This window comes from Shouchella patagoniensis, assembly GCF_002019705.1.
In the GTDB taxonomy this organism is placed as follows: Bacteria; Bacillota; Bacilli; order Bacillales; family Bacillaceae_D; genus Shouchella; species Shouchella patagoniensis.
The window spans coordinates 2011056-2035816 of record NZ_KV917377.1; the positions used below are offsets into that span (position 1 = coordinate 2011056).

Annotated in this window: 26 protein-coding genes; 9 read left to right on the forward strand and 17 right to left on the reverse strand. The window is 39.7% G+C overall.

The window, feature by feature from the left end; translation table 11 throughout:
- Positions 1-48: 48 nt before the first annotated feature.
- The 4 genes from ganQ to BK584_RS10705 all read right to left on the reverse strand — a co-directional run bounded on the left by ganQ (position 49) and on the right by BK584_RS10705 (position 4610).
- Positions 49-891, reverse strand: coding sequence for a galactooligosaccharide ABC transporter permease GanQ (ganQ, locus tag BK584_RS10690; RefSeq protein ID WP_078392590.1), 843 nt, complete (start codon positions 889-891; stop codon positions 49-51).
- Positions 891-2189, reverse strand: a complete 1299-nt coding sequence (locus BK584_RS10695) for a carbohydrate ABC transporter permease (protein WP_180320501.1) — start codon at positions 2187-2189, stop codon at positions 891-893. The genes ganQ and BK584_RS10695 overlap by 1 nt, the downstream gene beginning before the upstream one ends.
- Positions 2190-2225: 36 nt before the next feature.
- Entirely contained in the window at positions 2226-3485 is a 1260-nt protein-coding gene (locus tag BK584_RS10700; protein ID WP_078392591.1) for an extracellular solute-binding protein, read from the reverse strand.
- Between the two features lie 135 nt (positions 3486-3620).
- A complete protein-coding gene (locus BK584_RS10705; protein ID WP_139365649.1) occupies positions 3621-4610 on the reverse strand; it encodes a LacI family DNA-binding transcriptional regulator in 990 nt (329 codons plus the stop codon).
- Between the two features lie 286 nt (positions 4611-4896).
- On the opposite strand from BK584_RS10705, the gene BK584_RS10710 reads away from it, so the two are divergent.
- On the forward strand, positions 4897-5709 hold the full coding sequence (locus BK584_RS10710) for an MBL fold metallo-hydrolase (RefSeq protein WP_245808836.1): 813 nt from the start codon (positions 4897-4899) through the stop codon (positions 5707-5709).
- 45 nt (positions 5710-5754) lie between these two features.
- Here BK584_RS10710 and BK584_RS10715 read toward each other — a convergent pair whose 3' ends face one another.
- Positions 5755-6483 (reverse strand): hypothetical protein, encoded by a 729-nt coding sequence (locus BK584_RS10715; protein ID WP_078392593.1) that lies wholly within the window; start codon positions 6481-6483, stop codon positions 5755-5757.
- A 223-nt stretch (positions 6484-6706) separates the two neighbouring features.
- On the opposite strand from BK584_RS10715, the gene BK584_RS10720 reads away from it, so the two are divergent.
- Positions 6707-7204: a L,D-transpeptidase family protein gene (locus BK584_RS10720; protein WP_078392594.1), complete on the forward strand. Its 498-nt coding sequence runs from the start codon at positions 6707-6709 to the stop codon at positions 7202-7204.
- Between the two features lie 138 nt (positions 7205-7342).
- Complete coding sequence (locus BK584_RS10725; protein WP_078392595.1) at positions 7343-7999, forward strand: SGNH/GDSL hydrolase family protein; 657 nt, start codon at positions 7343-7345, stop codon at positions 7997-7999.
- A gap of 33 nt (positions 8000-8032) precedes the next feature.
- On the opposite strand, the gene BK584_RS10730 is transcribed toward BK584_RS10725, so the two are convergent.
- The 10 genes from BK584_RS10730 to BK584_RS10775 form a co-directional block, all read right to left on the reverse strand.
- The gene (locus BK584_RS10730) at positions 8033-8362 is read right to left on the reverse strand and encodes a hypothetical protein (RefSeq protein WP_078392596.1); all 330 of its coding nucleotides are present in this window, start codon (positions 8360-8362) and stop codon (positions 8033-8035) included.
- A 64-nt stretch (positions 8363-8426) separates the two neighbouring features.
- On the reverse strand, positions 8427-8723 hold the full coding sequence (locus BK584_RS10735) for a hypothetical protein (RefSeq protein ID WP_078392597.1): 297 nt from the start codon (positions 8721-8723) through the stop codon (positions 8427-8429).
- A 430-nt stretch (positions 8724-9153) separates the two neighbouring features.
- The gene (locus tag BK584_RS10740) at positions 9154-9420 is read right to left on the reverse strand and encodes a hypothetical protein (protein WP_078392598.1); all 267 of its coding nucleotides are present in this window, start codon (positions 9418-9420) and stop codon (positions 9154-9156) included.
- Positions 9421-9496: 76 nt separating this feature from the next.
- Positions 9497-10258 carry a response regulator transcription factor gene (locus tag BK584_RS10745; RefSeq protein WP_078392599.1) on the reverse strand — a complete coding sequence of 254 codons (762 nt, stop codon included), beginning with the start codon at positions 10256-10258 and terminating at the stop codon, positions 9497-9499.
- 6 nt (positions 10259-10264) lie between these two features.
- Positions 10265-11929 carry a sensor histidine kinase gene (locus BK584_RS10750; RefSeq protein ID WP_169871186.1) on the reverse strand — a complete coding sequence of 555 codons (1665 nt, stop codon included), beginning with the start codon at positions 11927-11929 and terminating at the stop codon, positions 10265-10267.
- 72 nt (positions 11930-12001) lie between these two features.
- A complete protein-coding gene (locus tag BK584_RS10755) occupies positions 12002-13657 on the reverse strand; it encodes an ABC transporter permease (RefSeq protein WP_078392601.1) in 1656 nt (551 codons plus the stop codon).
- Position 13658: 1 nt separating this feature from the next.
- The gene (locus BK584_RS10760; RefSeq protein ID WP_078392602.1) at positions 13659-14753 is read right to left on the reverse strand and encodes an ABC transporter ATP-binding protein; all 1095 of its coding nucleotides are present in this window, start codon (positions 14751-14753) and stop codon (positions 13659-13661) included.
- A gap of 76 nt (positions 14754-14829) precedes the next feature.
- Positions 14830-15852, reverse strand: a complete 1023-nt coding sequence (locus BK584_RS10765; protein WP_139365650.1) for an extracellular solute-binding protein — start codon at positions 15850-15852, stop codon at positions 14830-14832.
- Positions 15853-16046: 194 nt separating this feature from the next.
- Positions 16047-16934 carry an acetamidase/formamidase family protein gene (locus tag BK584_RS10770; protein ID WP_078392603.1) on the reverse strand — a complete coding sequence of 296 codons (888 nt, stop codon included), beginning with the start codon at positions 16932-16934 and terminating at the stop codon, positions 16047-16049.
- Positions 16935-17263: 329 nt separating this feature from the next.
- The gene (locus BK584_RS10775) at positions 17264-18232 is read right to left on the reverse strand and encodes a nuclease-related domain-containing protein (protein ID WP_078392604.1); all 969 of its coding nucleotides are present in this window, start codon (positions 18230-18232) and stop codon (positions 17264-17266) included.
- A gap of 184 nt (positions 18233-18416) precedes the next feature.
- Between BK584_RS10775 and BK584_RS10780 the strand changes: the two genes are divergently transcribed.
- The 3 genes from BK584_RS10780 to BK584_RS10790 all read left to right on the forward strand — a co-directional run bounded on the left by BK584_RS10780 (position 18417) and on the right by BK584_RS10790 (position 21055).
- Complete coding sequence (locus tag BK584_RS10780) at positions 18417-18851, forward strand: YhjD family protein (RefSeq protein WP_078392605.1); 435 nt, start codon at positions 18417-18419, stop codon at positions 18849-18851.
- Between the two features lie 132 nt (positions 18852-18983).
- Positions 18984-20495 carry a glycosyltransferase family 2 protein gene (locus BK584_RS10785; protein ID WP_078392606.1) on the forward strand — a complete coding sequence of 504 codons (1512 nt, stop codon included), beginning with the start codon at positions 18984-18986 and terminating at the stop codon, positions 20493-20495.
- A 197-nt stretch (positions 20496-20692) separates the two neighbouring features.
- The gene (locus BK584_RS10790) at positions 20693-21055 is read left to right on the forward strand and encodes a VOC family protein (RefSeq protein WP_078392607.1); all 363 of its coding nucleotides are present in this window, start codon (positions 20693-20695) and stop codon (positions 21053-21055) included.
- 68 nt (positions 21056-21123) lie between these two features.
- On the opposite strand, the gene BK584_RS10795 is transcribed toward BK584_RS10790, so the two are convergent.
- Positions 21124-21726: a hypothetical protein gene (locus BK584_RS10795; protein ID WP_078392608.1), complete on the reverse strand. Its 603-nt coding sequence runs from the start codon at positions 21724-21726 to the stop codon at positions 21124-21126.
- A 187-nt stretch (positions 21727-21913) separates the two neighbouring features.
- Here BK584_RS10795 and BK584_RS10800 point away from each other — a divergent pair, with 187 nt between their 5' ends.
- The 3 genes from BK584_RS10800 to BK584_RS10810 all read left to right on the forward strand — a co-directional run bounded on the left by BK584_RS10800 (position 21914) and on the right by BK584_RS10810 (position 23628).
- Positions 21914-22126: a YuzF family protein gene (locus BK584_RS10800; RefSeq protein ID WP_078392609.1), complete on the forward strand. Its 213-nt coding sequence runs from the start codon at positions 21914-21916 to the stop codon at positions 22124-22126.
- Between the two features lie 66 nt (positions 22127-22192).
- Positions 22193-23083 (forward strand): manganese catalase family protein, encoded by an 891-nt coding sequence (locus tag BK584_RS10805; protein ID WP_078392610.1) that lies wholly within the window; start codon positions 22193-22195, stop codon positions 23081-23083.
- Between the two features lie 344 nt (positions 23084-23427).
- Positions 23428-23628 carry a cold-shock protein gene (locus BK584_RS10810; protein ID WP_054708693.1) on the forward strand — a complete coding sequence of 67 codons (201 nt, stop codon included), beginning with the start codon at positions 23428-23430 and terminating at the stop codon, positions 23626-23628.
- A gap of 53 nt (positions 23629-23681) precedes the next feature.
- Here BK584_RS10810 and BK584_RS25545 read toward each other — a convergent pair whose 3' ends face one another.
- Positions 23682-24755: an N-acetylmuramoyl-L-alanine amidase gene (locus tag BK584_RS25545; RefSeq protein WP_078392611.1), complete on the reverse strand. Its 1074-nt coding sequence runs from the start codon at positions 24753-24755 to the stop codon at positions 23682-23684.
- Positions 24756-24761: the final 6 nt, after the last annotated feature.

Genomic DNA, 24761 nt, shown 5'->3' on the forward strand with positions numbered 1-24761 from the left:
ACTCCCCCCAAAAAGAATGACTAACAATGTTACTTATAAAGTTTTTCCTCATCCTTTGACACCACCTTGTGTTAATCCTGAAACAAATTGTTTCTGTAAAAGCAAAAACAACAACGCAACCGGAATCGAGATGAGCAAGGCACCAGCTGCAAACATCGTGTAACTTGCACCCATAGGATTGGAGACCAGATTATATAAGCCAATTGGCAGTGTATACATTTCTGGCGACCTAACGATTACACTAGCTAAAATAAAATCTCCAAGCGGTCCAGTAAATGAATTAATGGCAACAACGGCGAGAATCGGTTTAGCAAGCGGCATTATAATTTGGGCATAAATGCGAAAGTGACTAGCTCCATCTATTCGTGCCGATTCATCTAGATCACGAGGAATCGAATCAAGATAACCCTTTAGCAAATATGTATTCATTGGTATAGCTCCACCCGCATAAATCAAGATCAGCGCCCAATGGCTGTTAATGAGTCCTAGCATTTGTGCAAGGACAAAGATAGCAATTAGCGCAGAGAATTGGGGAATCATTTGTAACAATAAAAATAGAATTAATCCATTTTTCCTTCCTTTAAAACGAAAACGAGAAAAAGCATATCCAGAAAAACTAACTAACACTAACGTAATCGCCATCGTAATCAAGCTTATTTTCATTGAATTCATATACCATTGCACATATGGATGCGACCCTTCACCTAACAAATTCATGTAATGTGTGAAGGAGGGGTTCTCTGGAATGATCGATGTGCTCATTAAACTATTACCTGGGTTAAACGAAGCTCCTATCGTCCAAAGGAGTGGATATGCAATCAACACAACAACAAATAATAGAATCATGTATGTCACAAATAGTCGAATTCGTCTTTTCAAGTGAATCGTCATCACATCATATCCTCCTCTTTGAAGGAATTCGTCCGTTTAAACTGCCATAATGCAATTCCAATAACGAATAGAGAAAGCAATATTGTAATAGCTGCGGCTAACGAATACTGCGACGATTGCATCGTAAGTTTATAAATCCACGAGACAAGAATATCGGTTCCCCCTGCAGTAGATCCAGGAACTGGTGGACCTCCACCATTAAACAAATAAATGATATTAAAGTTATTAAAATTAAACGTGTATTGCGTGATTAGAATTGGCGCTATGGAATAAAGGACAAGTGGCAACGTGATCAGACGGAATTTTTGCATAAAACCAGCTCCATCAATCGTTGCTGCCTCGTATAAATCCTCTGGAATAGCTTGTAATACTCCTGTTGTCATAATAAAAATAAATGGAAACCCAAGCCACATCTGCATACCTATTAATGCGATTCTACTCCAGAAAGGGTCATTTAGCCATGGCAACCCATTTATGCCAAAGAAAGCAAGAATGTCATTATTTATCGCGCCAAAAGAATCATTAAACAGTCCAGCAAAAACAAGAATCGTCACAAACCCTGGCACCGCCCAAGGCAGGATAAAGAACGTTCTAAAAAACGATTTCCCCTTTATATCACGTTGGTTTAATAAGATGGCTAAAAAGATCCCAAGAGCACATTGTAGCGTCGTAGCCACTAGCGTCCAAATGACTGTCCACCCAAGCACATCAAAAAAAGTCGACCGCCATATATCCACGGAAAAGATATTAATGAAATTCTGAAAACCAACCCAATCAAAAAGATTTGCAGGTGGCGAGTGGTATAAATCATAGTTCGTAAATGCAATTGCAAAACTAAACAGAATTGGAAAAAGAACAGTAAAAATTAATAAAAAAAATGCAGGGGAACTCATCAAGTATGGAAAACTAGAATCTAGTAGTTGATGATATTGCTTACGAATTGAATTTAGTTCTAAGCCCAAATCTCGACGCCGGCCATTTTTCACAGCATCTCGTATCATAAAATAATAAAAGGCGATACCAAAAGCAGCGACAATGACGGCAATAATTCCTTCTGCTAGCAGAAAGACCGAGTTATCTCTAGGCGTTTGTACGCCCAGTGTTGCTAAGCCCCAAAAACCCATATTAAATAAGTCTTTAAAAACAAAAAGAAAAGCAACTCCGAAAAGCAAAAAAACGGCCCCTTTAGCAAGCTGCTTATTATAGATCTGACCAAGACCTGGAATGATTGAAAGCAAGCCTGCAACCAACCGATGGTTGGTTGTAGGTTTTTTATGAACGCGTTCTTCGAGTTTCACTTGCTTCACCTTCTTTTCATCAATTGAGCGTATGCTTTAATTCCCACTATGGTTCGCAGCAATTTGCGACGCTATTGTACTCACTGCCTCTTCCAACGCCTCCCTTACGTCAGCCCGTCCTGTAGCAATTAAACCTAATGCATTATCAACCGGTGTCCAAACCTCTGACATTTCAGCAATATTAGGTGTCATAGTAGCATGTAGACTCTGTTCAGATACTGCAGCAGCATGCTCATCGTCCGCAATTGTTGGTTCATCTGCAAGTGCAGTGAGTGGCGGGATTTCTCCCGTTTCCTCGAAACGAGTTAATGAATTTTCTTCATTTGTTAAAAATTCAACAAATTGTTGTGCCAGCTCTTGGTTTTGAGAATACGAAGAAACGTTATAACTTTTTACATTAAGGAATGAATTCATTGGCTCTCCACCTGGCAATGTTGGCAATGGAGCAACCCCATAATCAACACCAGCTCTTGCATAAGGTTCAAAAGACCAAGGACCTGAAATAACAGCTGCTGCTCTTCCTTCTGTGAACAGAGTGTCTAATACGTTAATGCCTTGTTCACCAACAATTCCAGACGGAAAAAGTTCCTCCTCAAAAAACGTTTGTATATACTCTCCACCAAAGACAGCACCATCATTTGCCAGACCAATGTCTGTCACGTCATACTGACCATCCTCGTTTTGAGGGAAGATGTATCCTCCTTCTCCACCTAAAACGCTCATTGCATAAAAAATTTCATCCCACTTTGCCACAAAACCATAGTCACCGTCTTCTACTCGCTCTTTTGACAACTCATACCATTCTTCGAGTGAGACTGGTACGTCATCCACAAGATCTTTATTGTAAAAAAGGATTGTTGTTTCTACTGCTTTTGGCAAACCATACAATGTGCCATCAACTGTTTGCGAAAGGAGTGATTCCTCAGTAAATCGACCTGAAACATCATCACCCATCTCCAAAGGAGCCAACAATCCTTCAATAACAGCAGTGCCTATTTGATCATGGGGGATTGTTAATACATCTGGACCAGAACCTGCTGGTCCATCTAGACGGAGATCCTCAATTTGACCAGCGTACTCTTTTTCTATTACTTCTATTTCAATCCCATGTATTTCTTCAAATTCAGCAACCGCTTCAGTAATCCCTACTGCTTTTTCAGCATCTTCCCAGATCACTAATTTATCTGTTTCTTGACTATTTGCTGACTCCCCTGTATTTCCGTCGTCTTGAGGTCCACACGCTGCGACAGTCAAAGCAATTCCACTAATAAGTCCCGTTTGCCATATTTTTTTCATGTTCAATCCCCCAAATCTTTTTAGTAAACGCTTTCTTTTTAAAATAGCAAGGTTAGATAAAAAAGTAAACTATATTTTTTACTTTATTACAGTAAATATTTTTACTAACAAAAAAAGCCCCCTGGGAGGGCCTCTTTATTTCGTACTTTTTCGAAATACCGGCTCACATGATAATAAAACCGTTTTTGATGCGTTACGTTGATCCACAAAACGTTCCAACAATAAATCAACGGCCGTCTGGCATAGCAGCTTTATGTCTATTCGGAACGTTGTAAGCGGAGGCGAAATATATTGAGCGATACTCGCATCATTGATACTAAAGATGCTCACTCTTTCCGGTAGCAAAATACGTTCTTCATTCAGTGCCTGCAAACAGCCAACGGCAAGGGAATCACTAGCTACGCAAAAAGCCGTTGGCATCTGACTACCTAATGAAATCGCCTCTTTCATCAGCGAATATCCTTCACTCACCGCATACTCCTTACCTGTAAAAATGAATTGTTCATTAAGCAACCTTTTTCTTTGCATATAATTTCGAAAAGCCTGTTCTCTTCGATCCTGAATGTATCCACCGCCATCAGGATCGATATCATCTCCACCGATATAACCAATTGCCGTATGTCCATTGCAGTTAAAGTAATCGATCATTCGTTCAATCATTCTCCGCAAATGAGGTCTGACTGAATCAAAATGATCTTCATCAGGTGATGTATCGATAAATACAATATCATTTGTAATAGTACGTATATGATCCAATTCTTTCTTACTAAAACGGCCGATACAGATGACCCCTTTTGTCTGGGGGTCAATTGATTCAATTCCTTGATCAGAAGCGTACGTAGTTAAATCCAGTTGTCTATCGATTGCCTGTTTTTCTACTCCTTTTTTCACCATTTGAAAATAGACATCTTCAAGATCCTCTTTAGCCGTTACCCAGTATAAAAAAGCAATTTTCTTCAATGAATGTTTAAATGATTTTTTTGTATATCCCAATGATTGAGCCGTATCATAGACTCGTTCCCGTGTTTCCTGTGTTACAGACAAGGTTGGATCTTGCTTTAACACACGGGATACAGTCGTAATAGAGACGCCAGCCTTTTCAGCTATGTCCTTTATCGTCGCCAATGCCATTCCCTCTCTTTACAAGTCATGTCCTATAATTAGTATAGAGAGTCCACCGAAGAGAAGCAATTTCTGATTAAAAAGGATCTATGCTTACATGTCAGCGCTTGTAAGTCCATCACTCTTACAATACATCCCCCGTTATCTTTGCGCACCTCGTTCATAACCCACACTTATCACTCGCAGCTCTTTCTTGCTCCCTCATTGCTCCATCTATACAGAATAAGATATAATAGATTTATCGATAATGAATGATGATTCACTCATTAAATAGAGCGGAGGGCTCCTGGTGATTTTCAAAAAAACGGTAACTCGTACTTCCACGGCTGGTGTCCATATGGCCAATGGCATCATTCGATTTCAAAAAGTACAATTAAATGTCCATAGTTTTGCGACTGACGGTATAATCATTGATGCTGGCGGCAAATCATTAAAGCCCTTACTCCTTGATTTCTGGAAAGAGCAATCTATCGACGCCCTCTATTGCACTCATATCCATGAAGACCACACTGGTTGTGCCGATTGGTTTGAGCGTGAACTGCAAGTACCCATTTACTTAAATAAACGCTCCCTCGCAGAGGCACAAAGAGACGGGAAATATCCACTCTACCGACTGCTTTACTGGGGGAAGCGCAAAGCATTCGCACCGGTTCCGATGCCTACCACATTTCATTCGCGAAATTGTAGTTGGCTTAGTATTTTCACTCCTGGTCATTCCAACGACCACACCGTCTTATTAAACAAAACAACGGGTCAATTGTTTTCTGGTGACCTCTATGTACAAACAAAAACAAAAGTTGCAATGGAGAGTGAATCCATTCCGCAAATCATTCAATCGCTAAAAACGGTGCTTACATATGATTTTGAAGAGGTATTTTGCTGTCATGCAGGTTATTTGCCTAATGGACGAAAACACCTAGAAGATAAACTCCATTACTTGCAAGACACAGCCGCCAATGTTCATGATCTAAATCAGAAAGGGTTATCCGTAAAAGAAATTCAAACTCAACTATTCCCGCGCAAGTACCCCATTACTACTTTTTCTTATGGACAATGGGACTCTAAACATATTATTACTTCTATCTTAAAAAAGAAGACTTGAGTGAATGTAAAAGAAAAGCGTTTCGTCATAAGACGAAACGCTTTTCTATGAGCCAACTTCAGCTAACCATTCTTCAGGGATATCGAATACCGGATCGCCGCTTCCAGCACGAATCGCTTCCCATTCCCTGTCTCCTACTTGATAAAGATACATCTTTTCATCATTCACTACATGTTCATAAATCGTTCTCTCTTGATTAGGGTACTTTTTTTCAAGATGAAATTCAAGCTCGTCCTTTGTGACATTTACTGGCTCGTTGCTCCAATCCATATCGGTTAATTTCCACATCCCATCCTCGTTTGTGAACGTTAAATACGTTGTTCCCGCGGCAGCCATAGCGGATGGAAACTGGTAGAAAGAAGCTTGAATTTCATTCTCGTTATAGTCAATCACTTGGAATCGGTTTGTTTCTTCTAATGGTACCCACACACTTGAATCACAGGCACAAAATATGTGATCGAGGTTGTGCTCAATTAACTCATATATCTGATCATTTACGACTGTTAAAAGCTCTTCTTCTATGAGTGCTAGGTTTGCTGATTCCGACTCCCACCAACCATGCTCATCTGCGGTGGTCATAAGCAAGTGATCTACTTTACCATAAATGGAATGTGCTATTTCTGTTGCTTCACTTTCGCTTAAAGGGGTTTGTGCGGCTAAAGCAACATGTTCACCCGTTGTCTTATTTTCAGTTTGATTCGCATTTGTTTGAAAGAACAAGAATGTAACAACAAATACCACACTAATGCTCATATATGTAAGTACGTTCTTCATCTGATCCGCCTCGCTTTCTTACTAGTTGTTCGTCGGATTGAACTAAATCTTTACCTGTCTTTATAAAAACTATACCTCTTCTATACTGTCTCCAAACATCTCCAACTCAATTAATTTCAACCTTCATTTAATTCTACTCATTTTCAATAGAATAGAGGAGAGTTGAATGTTCTGGATGGACCATTCATAAAATGGTAAAAACCATTTAACTGGAGGTATTGTGATGTATCAACATTTAGTAAAACCCGGAGAAACATTGTGGTCGATCGCCGCAGACTATCGCCTACCGCTTTCAACAATCGCCCAAGCAAACCCGAATGTGAATCCAAACAATTTGTACATTAGCCAACCTTTAACAATCCCAGGTTTGCCAGACCCAAACAGCCTCCCTTATACCATCCATATTTCGACTTCCCGACATACATTAACACTCCTTCGTGGACAGGAAACCGTTAAAACATATCCAATTGCAGTCGGTAAGATGCTTACTCAAACGCCCACTGGTGAATTCATCATCCTTAATAAGGCGCCTAACCCTGGCGGCCCATTTGGAACAATGTGGATGTCACTATCAAAACAACATTATGGTATCCATGGCACAAATGATCCATCATCCATTGGCAAATCAGTCTCACACGGGTGCATCCGCATGCACAATAAAGATGTCGAAGAACTGGCATCCATCATTCCAATTGGAACAAAAGTTATAATCGCTTCTTAGTACCTTTTGCTTACTCAATTTATTGGAATAGAATATGCCTGCCAATGCGCAGGTTTTTTATTCTTTTCTTGCTTCTCCTAGGTCTAGCAGTGTAAACTATTCACAATTGGTAGAAAATAAGGCGTAGGAGACAAGATTATGCGTATAAAAACAGAGCAGAAACTTCTATTTATTGGTGACTCCATTACAGACTGTAATCGTCAACGTCCTGATGGAGAAGGATCTTCTGAAGCACTTGGAACTGGCTATGTTTCTTTTGTTGAAAGTCTGTTGCAAGCGACCTATCCAGAACGAAAAATTCGGGTTGTGAATAAAGGAATTAGCGGCAACACGGTACGTGATTTAAAAAACAGGTGGCAGGAAGATGCGCTTAAACCAAATCCAGACTGGCTTTCCATTATGATTGGAATCAATGATGTTTGGCGCCAGTTTGATGCCCCTTTTCATACGGACAAACATGTGAGGCCTGAAGAATTTCAAGACACACTTCTTCAATTAGTAAATGATGCAAAACCTACTGTTGAAGGGATTATTTTGATGACGCCTTTTTATATCGAGTCTTCAAAAAAGGATGTAATGCGTCAAAAAATGGATCAGTATGGCTCCATCGTCAAGGAAGTAGCTGAACAAACCAATTCGCTCTTTATAGATACACAAGCCGTACTAACACCCATGCTTGATCATCTCTATTCATCCGCAATCGCTCGGGATCGCGTCCATCCAAACCCACGCGGACATATGGCGCTGGCACGTGCCTTTTTGCAAGGCATCGAATTTAATTGGCATAAAGAATAAAAAAGCGCAGAAGATTCCGCGCTTTTTTTAAAACTAACGATTTTTTGCTGCCTCCACAAAAAGAAAAATGGCTGTTAGAATATGTAGCACCATACCCACCCCTAAAATCCAGCCAAGTGCAGAAGCAAACACACCGATTAGATGTCCTGTCTTAGAACGGCCTTCTCGAGACGCGAAGACAAGGCCAATAATATGGAGACCAAACATAATATATAAGGGCGACCAAGACATACTAATAATGAATAAACCACCAAGAAGGGGAAATCCCAAAATGGCTTCAAACCCACCAATCACCCATTTATAAACTTGACTTGGTTGCTTTCCCTTTTTCTCTCTATATTCTAAAATCTCATCTCTTGCCATTGCGTCACTCCTTATGAAGCATTGTTACCCTTAATTTGCTTCAATAAAGTGTGAGTATACGCATTTATTGCTCATGCTCATACGATTTAATTGGGTTTAAAAATAAATGAACGATAAAAACAAGCACGAACACAAACAGAATGTACATACTACTGCTACCAGTCACTGTACGGTAAACAAAAGAAAATAGGATTGCACCCATCAAGATCGCAAACTCAACTAAAAGAATTGGTAAACATAAGTAATTGTCTTCTCCGCAATAAGGGCACGTCACTTTTCTTAGTGCAATGCCCCGAGGAAACGTTCGAATAGTAGGGGTCTTTTTTCCGCAGTTCTTGCAATGCCTGCGTTGTTTTTTCACGATCACACTCCCCCCTTAGCTTGCTCACTTTCTATAGTGCTCCATCCCATGAATAAGTCGAGCCATTGCATCAACAGCATTTTTATGTTTCTGGGAGAAATTGATTCTGAAGCTATTCTTAATCATTGAGCCAAATTCAGTTCCAGGAGTAACAATTACACTTGCCTGAATGCAAAGTATGTGAACAAAATCCTCAATACCCGTATCTAATTCAGGCTAATCCTGTCCAGGAGCGTTTTCAACTCCTAGCTTTATAAACTTTTTTTCTATTTTATTAATTGAGATCACCTTTTTCTTCTTTGATAACGTGCCCCATGTGGTTATTAGAGGTTACATTCTATCTTCGTTTTCAATAAGGTGGACTCCTTCTTACTAAAAAAACTCTTGTGCACCTGTTTACAGGGCAAAGAGTTTACATTCTTTTAGACAATTACAATCCATCATTTTTAGGCAACAAAGCTAAATCAATTGCGCCTTCTACTACCTCAAAATCTTTCACCTTACCGATAAGCAGCTCAACAGGGGCTTCTTTTAATGCTCCTTGTTCAAATAAATAAGCCATTGCGTTTCGCACAGTATCTTCTTCGTACCCATTCGCAATTGCATCTTCAACAACATCCTCTTGAGCTCGTAATTTCTTATCATTTATTGAATCGTGAAGGTGCAAACGCAGCTCTTCCGAAAATTGACCATTCATAAACCCACTCTCCTAGTCCGTTTTTCATTTAATACCCTGTTCGCATAAATAAAAACACTGATTCCGTGCGTCTTTTCTATGTTTTTTTCAGGAACTGCTTCGGAGACATACCTGTGTGTTTTTTAAATACATGACTAAAATACTTATAGTCACTAAACCCGATCTGCTCTGCGATTTCATATACGAGCATTTTCTCATCTTGAAGCAACCCAAGTGCTTTTGTAATTCGATATCTAGTTAGTAATTCATTAAACCCATAACCAGTATTATGCTTTAACTTCGCATTTAAAGTGACTGATGAAATACATAATTCATCACTCACATCTCTCATTGTTAGTTTTTCTCCATAGCGGGCTTTAATAATACGCAGAGTGTCGCCAACATAGCCTGATGCGCTTTCCATATCTATATCCAGTATATCTGCATATACTTTCGTGTGCTCGGACCATGACGCTGCACTTTTTTTCTCATTTAAAATCGTCACAACTTTTTTTAATGTTTCTTCAAGCTCATTTAAATCTATCGGCTTCAGTAGATAATCATGAACACCTATATGAATGGCTTGCTGCGCATAAGCGAATTCTCCGAAACCGGAAAGGATGATTGCTTCAAATTGATAATGACATTTTGCCTCTTTCAACATTTCTAACCCGTCTTTAAAAGGCATTCGAATATCCGTAATGACAAGGTCTGGTCGCAATTCCCTAATGATCTCTAGTCCTTCTTTGCCATTCTCCGCGGAACCAATAACCGTACAGCCCGTTTTTAACCAATCAATTCGATAAAGCAATCCTTTCAATAAAATTGGCTCGTCTTCGACAATAACAACTTTTAGCATCTTGCCTCACCCCTTATAAGGTATTTTCACCTGCACAATGGTTCCGACCGATGGTGTTGCCTCTATTGTTAACCCATATTTACTTCCGTATAGAAGTTGAATCATTTGATGCGTATTTTTTAATCCTGTATGTTCTGTTTCAACTGTTTCTTCCTCGATAACTGCTTTTACTTCTTCCAACCGTTGTTTGCTCATACCACTTCCATTATCAATCACATGAAAAAGTAAATCCCCTTCGTCAATTTTTGCTGTTAAATTGACCATCAACTCATTTGTTTCGTCAATGGAATGCTTAATCGCGTTCTCAACTAATGGTTGTAGTAATAATTTAGGAACTCTGGTCCGCTCAAGTGATTCAGCTATCTGTATAGAGTAGTGTAATCGCTTGCCATAGCGCATTTTCTGTAAGGAAAAATAATCATGTAAATAAGCTAGATCCTCTTTTAGTAAAACCATTGTATCACCAAAATTAGCATTATAACGCATCAATTTAGCCGTTTTCACAATCATTTCTGATGCACTTTCTGGATTAGCTAATGTTTCATATTTTATCATTTCAAGTACATTGTAAAGAAAATGCGGGTTAAATTTCGCTTCTAAATGTTTAATTTCACTCAAGCGTTTCGTTTCCATTATTTCTTGATTCTTATTAACAAGCGCCTCGATTTCATTCACTTTATTCGTATACTCTTCATAGATCGTTTGTACTTCAACAGACATTCGGCTATTCTGTTGAAAAAGTTCGTTATTGTTTTTCGATGCAACTATTGCCACGAGGGCATCAAATGGTTCCAACGATTTCTTTAATATTTTTGGCGTTACTAGCCATACCACTACTAATATGACAAAACTTGATACAACCATAGCCATAATTCCGTAAAGGAGAAGCAATTTGTACGTATGAATCGCTGTCAGTGTGAACACTTGAATTCTCTGCTCTTCAACGGTCGTTGCCGTAACGTAATAGGGACTACCTTCATATTGAATGAACTTGCCTTCGATCGGTTCAGCAAGCTTCCCTAGACGGTCAATTCCAAATGAATGACTATAAAAGATGGCATTATTAAATCGATCTGCTACAACTACTTTTTGACTACTTAGTGGGTATAACGGATGATCGAGTATAAAAAGCAAGTATCCATTTGTAGTTGAACTGATTTGTACAGCGGCCGTAAACACATATACACCACCACTTTCCCCATTAATTAATCGTTTGTTTACATACTCTTCACTAAAGCCTTTCTCTTCTGTTTTACCAATAATGGAATTTAAAACAACGCTTTGTTCGAGTTCTTCTTTTTGTTCGGTATAATAACTAGATGCAAGTACCTCTCCAGTTGATTGCAGTAAAGCGAAATCGGAGTGTAAGGAGCTTTCATTCCGAAAATCATACAACAGTTGATTCACAATACTACTTTCACCTTTACCATTCAAAAAATCAATAATCGATTCTTCTTTTGCCAACGTTTTCATACCAGTACGGTATCTATCAAAACCTGTTTCTATTTGCTCTGCAATCTGTTCATTCGTCTCTGTCCCGGGCTCGACAATAGATACATAAAAAGTCATGAGCAACGATAGCAAATAGACGGTTAAAATCGCAATGATAATAATTGTTGTATACGTTATAAATGAACGTTTAATATCATCTTTGATTTTACGACGTTCCATCTGCTCATCTCCATTTTCTAATCTAGACAACAGAGGGCTGCCTCTCATCATAAAAGGCAGCCTCTACGTTGGTTATAAATTCATTTCCTTTTTTCCTGTAAGCTTAAAAAACAGCAAAAGTGATAAGATTGAAGTGATTGTTAATATCGCCGAATACGCAGAGGCATTCCCGAAATTCCCACGAATCACTTCTGTATAAATAGACACAGCTAATGTTTGTGTATTGGAAGAGTAGAGAATGATTGAAGCACTTAATTCACCAAGGATCGTAATCCAACTCATAATCGCTCCCGCAAGTACACCAGGCATCATCATTGGTACAACAACTTTGAAAAATGTCCTTTTCTCTGAGGCACCAAGACTAATCGCTGCTTCTTCCATACTTGGACTAATTTGGCTAATAATTGCTGTACTCGAACGGATCGTATACGGCATTCTTCTAATTACGAATGCTAACACCATAATTAACGCCGTTCCTGTTAAATAGAAAGGTGCCTCACTAAAAGCAAACACTAAAGCAATACCGAGAACAGAACCTGGTATAACAAAAGGCAGCATCGAAATCGTATCTAGCATTGACGTGACCGCGTTCCGTTTCCGGACAGTCAAATACGAAATAAAGATACCTAATACGACAATAATAACGATGGCGAAAAACCCTAGTTTATACGTATTTAAGATCATTGAAAGATCACGGTTAAACAGGATATTTTCATAGTTTTGCAAAGAAAAGCGCCCTGTATACACTTGACCACCGACCGTCTCTAGAAATGACGTGTATACGACAACCAATTGAGGTAAAATCGACAGCAATGTCACAAAATAAACGATGGTGTGGCTAAGGACATTTTTGATCCCCTTACTTTTTTGAGCTTCCATCGGTCGTAATGCCGACATGGAATAAGAATATTGACGAGAGATAATCCGTTGTAAAAGAAACAAAGCAATTGTGACAATAATAAAGATTGCTGCGATCGCTGCTGCAAACCCAGCGTCCCCTCCAACCTCACTCATAAACTGTGTATAAATCAATACCGGAATCGTCCGATACCCTTCTCCAATCAACATTGGTGTACCAAAATCCGCAATAACACGCATAAAGACAAGCAGTGAACTCGCAAGAATTGTAGGCGTAATGAGCGGTACTACAATTTTTATGACTCGCTGAATTCCTGTATAACCTAAACTTTCCGCCGCTTCAATTAACGAATTATCTACGTTTTTAAGCGCACCAGAAATATAAATAAATATGAGCGGAAAAGACTGCAATGTTAGCACTAGCACGATACCAGCAAATCCATAAATACCATCAAAACTCATATTAAACGTATCATTTAAAAACTTTGTTATAACACCACTTCGTCCAAGCAATTGAATCCAGGCATATGCGCCAATAAATGGAGGAGAAATGTAAGAAACAATGATTAAGATTTGAACGGCTTTACTACCCAATATTTTCACTCGACGTAACATATAAGCAAGAGGTAAACCAATTAAAACAGCCAATAACGTGGCCACAATCGTTACTTTAATACTATTCCAAAGCGTTACCCAATAAAATTTCCGGTCAAAAAAGTGAGCAAAGTGTTCAAGGGTTAAACGTCCTGACTCTGCATCATAAACACTTTTATTTAATACAAGGATAACTGGAAAGAGAATAAATAAAGCAAAAAATAGCATGATGAGAAGTGTAATGATATTCCAGCCAGTAAATGCCTTGCGCAACATATTACTCACCTGCCTTAATCAGCGTTTGCTCTGTCGCCGTATCAAACAGATTTATCAATGTTGGCTTAACCTTTACATTCACCTTTGTCCCTTCAGGAATAATCGCGTGATCTTCTATATTTTGAACCACTTCAACTCGTTCTCCAGAGGAAAGTGTCACAAAATAATGCGTGTTAATTCCTAAAAACATTGTACTTTCAACAACACCAGAGATAGCGTTTGTATCTTTACTAATCAAAAATTCTTGCGGACGAACAGAAACAAATACCTCTTGATTATCTGTTACATGTTCAGATAGATTCGTCATTTTTTCACGATAGTATTCATTAAAAACAATAAAAGATTCTCCCTCTTGTCGTTTAACCGTTGCTTTTACGACATTCGAAGTCCCTATAAATTGAGCAACAAATAAGTTATTTGGGCGTAAATAGATCGATTCTGGTCTTCCAATTTGCTGAATCACACCTTTATTCATGACAGCAATCCGGTCAGAAATTGCTAGCGCTTCTTCCTGATCATGCGTTACATAAACAGTGGTGATTCCTACTTCTTGCTGAATCTCTTTAATGGCATTACGCATTTCTACACGTAGCTTTGCGTCCAAATTAGATAGTGGCTCATCCATCAATAATACTTTTGGATTAATCACTAATGCACGCGCCAACGCAACACGCTGTTGTTGACCACCTGATAACTTCTCCGGCTTTTTCGAATGATGGTCTTGTATTTGTACAACATTCATAATGTGATCAATTTTCTTCTGCATCGTGGCTTTATCTTCTTTATTTGTTTTAAGACCAAAAGCAATATTTTCTGCCACTGTCATATGTGGGAAAATGGCATAGTTTTGAAACATCATACCCATTTTCCGTTTATTGACGGGGATTGTATTTATAATTTGATCATCCACTTTTATAGCTCCACCATCAACGGTGTTAAATCCAATAATCATTCGAAGCAACGTTGTTTTTCCACAACCAGAGGGACCTAGTAACGTAAACAATTCACCTGGTTTGATGTTAACAGATAACCCATCTATGACCTTATGATCTTCATACACCTTTACTACTTTATCAATATTAATAGCAACACTCATCTATTCCCTCTCCCCTCGAACAGTAGAAACGAAAAGCATGGGAAGCGTACTAGAGTAGCCCCACATGCCAATCATTTTAGTCCATTGATCTTTCTAATACATCCACATAACGAGCTGTAATATCATCTGTATTTTCAATGATGAACATCTCGTCATACTCTTCAAACAATTTAATGTCTTCTTGAGGCGTCATGTAATCAGCCATTGTTACTCCCTCACGTAGAGGACGGACAGTCAACTCTTGACCTGTACGGTTTTGTACTTCTTCAGAAAGCACATAATCAATGAATTTTTTGGCATTATCAATGTTTTGTGCGTCTTTTATAATTTGGATTGACTGTCCCGGGTAGACAACTCCCTCTTCAGGAAAAACAACATCCACTGCTGCACCGCTTTGCATGTAATGAATGACTGGGTCTTCCCACGTTAATCCAACCACATATTCACCATCAGCTACTCCCCGATGTACTTGACCAGAACTTCCTTGCACTTTTCCATCCAAGTTGCCGAGAAACTCTTCTACAAATGACCAAGCTTGATCAGACATTGGGTCACCTTCACCCGCCGCATATAACATCGCAACAAGAGATTGGAAGGCAGAACTCGAATTTACAGGATCCCCAAATGCAATGCGTCCTTTAAGCTCTGGGTTTAAAAGATCTTGGAAACTATCAATTACTAGGTCTCCAGCGAGGTCCGTATTTACAATAAAGACGGTTGGATCCGAAAAAGCAGGAGAAAAATAACCTGTTGTATTCTTAAAGCCTTCCATCATATATTCATCTTCAGGAGACACATACTCTTCAAACAGATCTGTCTTATCATGAAGCATTGTGATATCAGCTGCCCACAAGACATCTCCTTGTGGATTGTTACGTTCCGACTCTACCCGAGTCACAACCTCTCCAGTCCCTGCAGAAATTAACTGCACTTTAATCCCTGTTTCTTTTTCAAAATTCGGAATTACAGCCTCATTTAAGTTCTCACTCCGAGTTGAATACACAACCAACGAATCGTCACCAGATCCAGAGTTCCCACCACAACCTGTTGCAACAATAGCTGTACCAACAGCAACACTTATCAATTTAAGCGCTTTCAAAATAATCCCTCCCAACTTATCTAATCCCCATGTTAATCCAGCATCGGTCACAAGTTAATCCTAAAAAAACAAAAAAACATCCGATTTTTAAAAAAAGAAGGAAAATAAAAAACGACCGAATGGCCGTTTCTTTTGCTCTCCTTTAAACGAATGACAATCGCTTCCTCTTTTTACATAAACTAGATTCCATTGATTTACTCCATCCCCACTTGCCGCAATACATCTTTGCCCATCACCACTCGAACCGTTTTTAACGGATTTACGGCATGGCACACTTCCGTATTACCACACGCACTAATCAGCATCATCGCCTCATCAAAGGAAAGGCCTCCTTCTGTTTCAAGACGCGAACACCACGCTTTCACACCTTTTTGAATTGCCTCTTCAAATGTTTGTGCCGAAGCGATCACTTCGACTGATTGTTCATTTTCCAACCAAGGCATCTCCACTTTTCTTTTCTCCACTGACAATGTCACCGTAACATTCGCCGCAATTTCAACTCCTGTTACACAAACTTCTCCATCTCCCATCGTCGCATGAACGTCTCCAAGTGCAAATAAAGCTCCCTTAGTCGCAACCGGAAAATACACCGTTGCCCCTTCAGTCATATGGGTATTATCCATATTTCCACCATGGTTCCCTGGTGTTCCACAGGATACATCATCTCCAGCAGGAGCTACGCCAATTACACCAACCATTTTTCGCAGCGGCAATGTGATTCGGTCATTAAACTGAACTCCCTTATCGTTGACTTTCATTATTTTTGACTGGAATAACTGAACCTCATCCCCTAATACACCAAGAGTAGGTGCGACTGCCATGACGCCTTGATCCGCCAGATCGATTGAATGAATGTCAACTTTTAACGTATCACCAACTTCAGCTTCTTCCACATAAATCGCGCCAGTAGCGGGATTCACTGCACTCATGTCAATCTCATCAAACGTCGAATGCTCGTCCACTATTTGGTTCGAGAACGCATCAAGCGTTTCAATCGTTATCGTTGTACCAGATCGAACCGTTGTAGCAACAATTGCATTTTTCGAAAACATGTACACATGCTTATCTGTGTTTACCTTCATACAACCACCCCTTTTCTGAATTAAGTTTACTTTCTATTATTTAAAGTTGCAAAAATAATGACGCTAGATGCTAACTATTGCTTACGTCTTTTGAGCTCCTCTCTCGAAGTCTGAGCTCCTCCCTCTAAGTCTGAGCTCCTCTCCTCTAAGTCTGAGCTCCTCACTACGAAGTCTGAGCTCCTCCCTCTAAGTTTGACCTCCTCTCCTCTAAGTCTGAGCTCCTCTCTCTAAGTCTGAGCTCCTCCCTCTAAGTCTGAGCTCCTCGCCACGAAGCCAGAGCTCCTTACCCCAAAGTCTGAGCTCCTCCCTTCAATCCTGATTTCCTCCTCCTATTCCAACAGTGGGAGTAACGAGTACGTCCGTCCTTTAGGTTTTCCTACGCACTTCCGCAGGAGGTTGTACATTTTATTGGTGCTTGAGATGTGTAAGAATTCTTTTGCGGCGTTGAGTTGAATGGTAGGGGAATGTAAGAGGGCATAATCACGCAACGCATCAATAAAGAGATCAACTCCTTTTGCACTACACTTTTGGCATTGCCAAATTTTCCGGTAATACTCTTGTGAGACTGAAAAGGTGGAGCATGAAGGGCAATAAATGCCTGTATTAATTTCAGCGGGGTCAATTTGGTAAGTAGGTAACGGACTTTTTATTAGAGGCGAATTCATTTCAATCAATACCTTTGAAAGGCATTCAAGTTGGGAATTGGTTGCGAAACGATGCGTATTTGTTTGATTTAATGCTTCTACTTTTTTACTGAGGGATTCCACGCGAATTATTCTTTCCACTGCTTCCTTAGGGGCGTCGGTTAAATCTAGTTCTGTGTAGGGTGAAGTAAAAACAACGTAGCTGTAGATTGGCAGTAACAGGGAGGCGGTTTGGCTAAGTAATTGTTGGAGTTGGACTTGTTGTCGCCACGTTTGATCAATTGGACTGGCGAATAGATCCCGTTGCTGTTGTTTCTGTCGGTAGAGTTGTCCTTCTCCATCGAATTTTAGACGTCCAGGCATATATTTCACTTCTAAAATCAACGCATAGTAAGGGGTCAATATGAGCGTATCTAATTGAAATGCAAAACGAACTTTTAGTCGCAAATCATGATGTATGAGATACTTTGTTCCTCGGGGGAGAAATGAGAGAAAATAATCGAGATTTTGTTCCCCTGTAAAGCCAGACTGACGCTTCCCTATATCTCCTGTAATGACTGATTTTTTAGGATGTCCTTCTTCAAGTCGACGCACAAGTGATTCAAGACTTCTTAACTTCCACGGAACGGTTCTTTTTTTTGCAATTATGTTCATTAAACCCTCCTTAAATGAAGTGACCTTTCTTTTCCCTTAACATTCGCCAATCTTTTACCAACTCCTTTTATGTTCGCTTTTTTTACGAAATCGCATTTGGTAAATACTTCTTCTATAAAAAGATTGTTATACGAACATATATTCGGTTATAGTGTATATACTGACAACTAGGAGGTGCATAAAAATGAACTTAGCCAATGCCAATGTTCGTGAGAGTTTTCTATGGTCAGACGATAACATTTATGATGATCCTCAGCAAGACGCATTTGATACAGCCCATGTTTATTTATATACGTTTTACACCCGCCGTGTTTTGGAGCGTGAACTTTCTTTCTTTGAATCAGGGCGTGCTCCATCTATCAAGTACCCAATTGTTTATCAACAAGTAATTCGTCATGCACTTCATACTCTTTCAAAGGATATGCAAGATATTAAGCATTATATGAAACTAATTCATTTGACTGTTTCAAATAGAGGGGAAAGCGAACGTCAAGCTGTTTTCCATAAGTATTGGGTTAAAGGATGTCTTGCTTCCATTAGCATTTCAAACCGACAATTAAAAAAAGAAGTTGGCGCTCGTGTGAACCTATACATCTGTGGTGACCCTACGAAAAAATAACAATGATCGATTCTTACGAAAACTATTGCCACTTTCCAACCGACAGGATTATAATAGAACCATTACGTTAGTAATAGGTCTTTATAATTATTAAATTCCTTTTTAAAAGGGAATTCATGTTTAATTGGAGGCATGTCATTGATTAGGGAGAGGGAGTACATTATTCCTGTTGTAAAAAATGCTTTTATGAGGCCAAGAATTGTTGCATTTATTCCTGCGCATAACGAAGAACGGTCAATTCGCGACTGTTTAGAAGGTTTAGCAGACCAAGATTTACCGCCCAGCTTAGAATTAGACATCATTGTCATTGCCGATAAATGCACGGATCGGACCGCAGAAATCGCCTTAAGGGCTGGAGAAGAATTAAACCTAAACATCATGATCTTGCACACGGAAAACAATAAGCAACGAAAAGTTGGCGCTTTAAACGCAGCTTGGAAAAGCCTTTATGGCGATTTATTAGCTATACACCAACATGAAATGACACCTTACCAAACGATTTACAACAAATCAGTGAAAGCTATTTTAGGAATGGATGCAGACAGTCACCTCGCCCCTAATGCTCTCATGCACCTGTGGAATGGACTTACGAGCGCGCGAAACATCGGAGGAGTGATGGCTAAGTACACGATGCGCATGCCGAAGAAAATGAGTACACTCTCTCCTGACGATCCTTATTATGAAGAAAAAGTCAAAAGCGGCACATACGGAAACCCCATTACCAGATGGTGGACACACCAACAAAAGCAAGACATGACGAGCTGGCTCTTGTCAATGCAATACAAAGGTGGGAGCACTTATGTGTTAGGCGGACAAGGAACTCTCTTTCGCCCGGAAGCCTTACAAGACGTTGTTAACCGTAATAATCTAGATGCTCCATGGCAAGATGATAGCGATGTTGAGGATATGCTCTTAACGTGGCAACTGCAAAAAGCAAAATGGAAAACACTCATTAGTCCCTCAGCCCGTTGTTTTGTTGATGCGATGAAGTCGTACCACACCTTTCGTCAACAACGGAATAAATGGACATCCGGTACATTGGATTTGATGACGAACCGAGAACTTCATGTCCATACGACGCATTTATCTAAATTATGGGCTTCGGAATTAAGAAAACTACTAGACCTCTCAACGAGAGTCTTGCTTTTACTTTTACTAAGTGTCGCATTGATAACGGATCAATTTTCATGGAACTGGCTCTGGGTCATCCCGATTCTTATTGCATCTATGTTAAACCTTGTTCTCGCCTTAAAAACACCGATGCGAAGGCCGATCGATTTATTTTATGCGGTTACATTAGTAAGTGCGGAAATTTATCTCTGGGCCAATTTAATGACTTTTGTTCAAGTATGGATTGATAAATGGTCGAGGAACAAAAAAGATGGTTGGAATAACCAATACGAGGCAGAAAAAGGGACGACTCGAAGCAAGCTCTTTGAAGCAATCTGTTTAACTATTTTAATTGCAAGCGCAACGATTGCATTATCGGTTTATTACCGAACATTCTTAACAAGCACGACTATTGTTGTAGCAATTGCACCATACATGCAAATAGGTTGGAGGGTGCTCACCTACCTGACTATTTTTGTGACGATTCTAATGATCCACCAATTGTGGACATTAAGAAGAGGCCATACAGCTTAAAAATACCCAGCCTTATAAAGCCAAAAAATTGAATGATAATAGTAAATAGTTGTTAAATTCAGGAAAACAATAGCCGATATAAGAAACAAGTTATTTTATCAATGGTTCTTATACTTAACGAGTTGGGAAATATACTATTAATAGCGAGGTCATGCCATTATGATACAGCCTTCTCTTTTTGTGTTAGGTACTTTTCTATGATCGCAGCAATTCCTAGCCTTCCAGTTAAAGATTTAATGGTAAGCCTGCAATTTTATAAAGAGAAACTTGGTTTTCAATTAGTGAAATTTGAAAAAACATCTGCGTCGCTCCGTCATGGAGGTGTTGACTTACACCTTCTCGAAAAGAGTGAGAGTACAGTGATGTATTGCGGCTTTTACGTGGTTAACATCAATACACATTTGCCAAATGTCTTAAACGTAAAACAGTTAGGTGATATTGGGAAACTACGATTAAACGGACAAGGTGAACTTCGCTTTTCTATGCGGGACCCAGATGGAAATACGATCGAATTAATTGAACAAGCCATTATAGGGAACGAAAATACGTTGTGTACTTAGTAAACGATTTCATCAATTCGTTCCTTCATAAAGACATGTGCCGCTTATGGCAACATGTCTTCTTTTGATTATCCTTCGAATTCAACTTTCACGTGTACATCTTCAGCCAGTAGTTCCGAATCAGCCGACTCACCTGGACCAGTAAAAACAAACTCGAGCTCTTGAATGTCAGCAACTGTACTTTCTTCCAATGGATAAATAAAAGAACCGCTTTGGCTATCGTTTCCTTGTAATTCATGATCTGATTCATCACTTAAGACAATGTTAGGAACTTCTACTTCTTCACCTGTGTTAGTGGTCATTTTGGCATGTCCAAAAGCGAAATGGACATCCTCTGAAGACGTGTTCTCCACATTTACATCAAGTTGAATGTAATCAATTTGCTCTTCACTTGTAAATGCTGCTATATAGCCATCTAATTGTGCAGTACCTACAAGTGCTTGCTCTATTTCTAAATGAACTGGCCCCGCTTCAACGGATTCTCCATCAGTCTGTTTATATACTTCAAATGTGCCCTCCTCTGTTTCTTCTACATCAATTGGTTCAAGTTCCTCTGCTGCCGTTTCTTCTTCTAATTCCGTGTTTGATTGACCATCATTGTTTCCTTCATCACTGCATGCAGAAACGGCAAGGAACGAGGCAAGCCCACCTGCTACAACTACTTTTTTCATGTGAATTACCTCCAAAAAATACGATTTCAACGAATCGTAACATAGGAGGCGATTGCAGTAAAAGCAATAAGGCAACTTCCCACGGTTTCACTCATTGCTGCTCATTTCTCTCATTTAGCTAGGCTACTTCCCTAATCCAAGGTCCGTGCATATACTGCTTACGAACAAAATGATAGGGGGCATCTACATGAACAATCAAACAGAATGGCATTTAGCGGACCCATATGTATATGGGTTATTAAAAGAACAAATCGGTATAAAAATTGGCATACAAACCACTCGCGGATCGATTGTTGGAAAACTAACCGCAGCACACCCGGACCATATCGTTGTTGAAATGGGCGGTACACCCTTTTACATTCGAACAGATCAAATTATTTGGTTTTATCCTGCAAAATAAAGAACACTAAGACATCCCCCCTATTGCATAACAATGAACGGATGAAGAAATTAGGGGGGAATGCCTATGATGAAAAGAGTGAATAAACTAGCTATCGATCTGCCACGTCCTGAACATGGAGACGCGAATGGAGCAGCGGCCGTTCAAGAATTGATGGGCGGCAAGTTTGGCGAAATGTCCACATTAAACAACTATATGTTTCAATCTTTTAACTTTAGAGGCAAGAAGAAGTTTAAACCGTTTTACGACTTAATTGCGAGTATTACAGCCGAAGAATTTGGTCATGTAGAACTAGTTGCTAATGCAATTAACTTAATGTCTTATGGTAATACGTTCCCTGGCGACCCTGACACTGCTCCGCTTCAAAACGGAAAAGATGACCGCTATTCATTGCATTACACAACCACTGCACAAACTGCCTATCCTGGAGACGGGATGGGTCGACCATGGAACGGTACTTTCGTAAATAACAGTGGTGCATTGGTTGAGGATCTGCTGCATAATTACACGCTGGAAATTGGTGCACGTACACATAAGATGCGCGTTTACGAGATGACAACAAATCCAACAGCCCGGGAGTTATGCGGGTACTTACTAGTTCGCGGTGGGACACATATTATCGCATATGCAAAGGCAATTAAAATGGCAACTGGCATTGACATTGGTAAAATGTTACCTGTTCCTCACCCTGATAATAATGCATTTGACGCCGCTCGCAAGTATATGGACAAAGGCTTATATAATGTGCTTTATACATGGGGTGAACCAGAATATCGGGATATTCGGCAAATATGGAAAGGTACGAATCCTGAGACAAACGAACAGCTTCGTGTGATTGATGGAATGCCTGAAGGAGCACCCATTCCTGACTTTGAAGAAAAACCTGAGATGTTCGCCCCTGGAATTGATCCGGATCAGTTTGAACAAATATTGAAGCGATTAAAACAAAACATGTGAACCCAACAATTAAAAAGGTGGCGCTTTGTTTCCGAAAAAAAAGAAATACAATTAATACCAATAAACTTAATAATAAACGCTCCAACATTTGCTATCCTTGACTAAAATACACGCCTCACAAGCCCTTGAGGATAAACCTGTTTTTCTTTAAAGTGAAATCTCCTCATTTTTTTACCCAAAAAAAACACAAGCACTTGCCAAGATTCATTTATTCTGTTACTATTAAGATAAATTATTTTTGTTCGGTGTACAGGATAGTATGAATTTGTACTTTCGTCTTGAGTTTCGCTTTGGGCAAGGATAGTAATACATTTGTGCATAGAATGCACGAGGAGGCAACAACAATGGAAACAGGTACAGTAAAATGGTTTAATGCAGAAAAAGGTTTTGGTTTTATCGAACGCGAAGGAAACGACGATGTATTCGTACATTTCTCTGCGATCCAAGGTGAAGGTTTCAAATCTTTAGACGAAGGTCAAGCAGTTACTTTCGACGTAGAGCAAGGCGCGCGTGGACCACAAGCAGCAAACGTTGAAAAAGCATAATTAACCTTTTTTAACACAAAAAACAGCCTCTTAACAGAGGCTGTTTTTTTTATTTATCCCGAAATCAAGTTTAACAGTTGATTATTTTGCGAAGCTGTTCCTTTGTAGTTTTTAATCCCATATTGCGTTGCTAAGCGGGCTCGGTTTGTATAGGATGAGTCTAACCCGACTCGATTCATATAGTCCACAATTCCTTCACCTTGACGAGCTTTCAGACGTGCTCCTCCAGCTGAACCGCCACGTACCAATTCAAGCAACCGTGTATTCTGTTGGGCCGTCCCGCGGTAATTCGTAATATTGTGTTGACTTGCTAAACGAGCTCGGTTCGCATAACTTGAATCAATACCAATGCTATTTAAATACGTTACAATGCTTGTTGTAGTCTGATTTCCTATTGGCTTAGCAGGTGTCTGGCTTTTTTGCAACGATTTAAATAATTCTGTATTTTGTGCTACTGTGCCACGATATTGAACAATTCCATACTGTGCTGCAAGACGAGCTCGGTTCGCGTAAGAGGAATCCATACCTTGTGTATTCATCCAATTCACAATACCGCCTCCACTCGCTGGAGCTGTTGGCTTAGTTGGTGTAGTTTTTGGCGCCGGTTGGTTTGGTGGCGCTGGGGCTGGCGTATTTGGCTGCTGTTCCCCAGTTGGTGGAATAAGTGCCTTAAACCCTTCAAGACCACCAGAATTAAGAATCGTTGCAGGACAGTTTTTTCCACTCCAGTGTTGATGCAAAACAACTCGATCAATAGAGAGATTGTGCTCATCTAATAATGTTCGTACTAAAGTAGCTGCATTGCTTTTTGCTCGCTCAAAGTTCCCACCTTGGTTGACACAAATTTCAATTCCAATTGACTTACGATTCCCTGTACCTTGACCCCCATCGCCTGCATGCCAGCCATTTTCATTGGTCGGTAGATGTTGATAGACGATACTTCCATCATCAACTGTATAATGCCAGCTCACTGCAGTACTAGGATTTTTTACATAATGAGCGTGCATCGCTGCATCCGCCCCTGCACTTCGATTGGCTGTTTCATGAATGGTGATGTATTCAGGAGTCATTGCATACCCAGGACGATTGTTGTTGGTTACCGGTATAAAGTCTTGTTTAATATCCATTCTTTT

Excerpts from the sequence above, each read along its gene's own strand:
- BK584_RS10700 (WP_078392591.1), bottom strand. The coding sequence starts at position 3,485 with ATGAAAAAAATATGGCAAACGGGACTTATTAGTGGAATTGCTTTGACT.
- BK584_RS10715 (WP_078392593.1), bottom strand. The coding sequence starts at position 6,483 with ATGAAGAACGTACTTACATATATGAGCATTAGTGTGGTATTTGTTGTT.
- BK584_RS10805 (WP_078392610.1), top strand. The coding sequence starts at position 22,193 with ATGATGAAAAGAGTGAATAAACTAGCTATCGATCTGCCACGTCCTGAA.
- BK584_RS10810 (WP_054708693.1), top strand. The coding sequence starts at position 23,428 with ATGGAAACAGGTACAGTAAAATGGTTTAATGCAGAAAAAGGTTTTGGT.
- BK584_RS10745 (WP_078392599.1), bottom strand. The coding sequence starts at position 10,258 with ATGCTAAAAGTTGTTATTGTCGAAGACGAGCCAATTTTATTGAAAGGA.
- BK584_RS10785 (WP_078392606.1), top strand. The coding sequence starts at position 18,984 with ATGTCATTGATTAGGGAGAGGGAGTACATTATTCCTGTTGTAAAAAAT.
- BK584_RS10790 (WP_078392607.1), top strand. The coding sequence starts at position 20,693 with ATGATCGCAGCAATTCCTAGCCTTCCAGTTAAAGATTTAATGGTAAGC.
- BK584_RS10740 (WP_078392598.1), bottom strand. The coding sequence starts at position 9,420 with ATGAATGGTCAATTTTCGGAAGAGCTGCGTTTGCACCTTCACGATTCA.
- ganQ (WP_078392590.1), bottom strand. The coding sequence starts at position 891 with ATGACGATTCACTTGAAAAGACGAATTCGACTATTTGTGACATACATG.
- BK584_RS10775 (WP_078392604.1), bottom strand. The coding sequence starts at position 18,232 with ATGAACATAATTGCAAAAAAAAGAACCGTTCCGTGGAAGTTAAGAAGT.
- BK584_RS10780 (WP_078392605.1), top strand. The coding sequence starts at position 18,417 with ATGAACTTAGCCAATGCCAATGTTCGTGAGAGTTTTCTATGGTCAGAC.
- BK584_RS25545 (WP_078392611.1), bottom strand. The coding sequence starts at position 24,755 with ATGGATATTAAACAAGACTTTATACCGGTAACCAACAACAATCGTCCT.
- BK584_RS10770 (WP_078392603.1), bottom strand. The coding sequence starts at position 16,934 with ATGAAGGTAAACACAGATAAGCATGTGTACATGTTTTCGAAAAATGCA.
- BK584_RS10720 (WP_078392594.1), top strand. The coding sequence starts at position 6,707 with ATGTATCAACATTTAGTAAAACCCGGAGAAACATTGTGGTCGATCGCC.
- BK584_RS10795 (WP_078392608.1), bottom strand. The coding sequence starts at position 21,726 with ATGAAAAAAGTAGTTGTAGCAGGTGGGCTTGCCTCGTTCCTTGCCGTT.
- BK584_RS10800 (WP_078392609.1), top strand. The coding sequence starts at position 21,914 with ATGAACAATCAAACAGAATGGCATTTAGCGGACCCATATGTATATGGG.
- BK584_RS10755 (WP_078392601.1), bottom strand. The coding sequence starts at position 13,657 with ATGTTGCGCAAGGCATTTACTGGCTGGAATATCATTACACTTCTCATC.
- BK584_RS10760 (WP_078392602.1), bottom strand. The coding sequence starts at position 14,753 with ATGAGTGTTGCTATTAATATTGATAAAGTAGTAAAGGTGTATGAAGAT.
- BK584_RS10725 (WP_078392595.1), top strand. The coding sequence starts at position 7,343 with ATGCGTATAAAAACAGAGCAGAAACTTCTATTTATTGGTGACTCCATT.
- BK584_RS10750 (WP_169871186.1), bottom strand. The coding sequence starts at position 11,929 with ATGGAACGTCGTAAAATCAAAGATGATATTAAACGTTCATTTATAACG.
- BK584_RS10730 (WP_078392596.1), bottom strand. The coding sequence starts at position 8,362 with ATGGCAAGAGATGAGATTTTAGAATATAGAGAGAAAAAGGGAAAGCAA.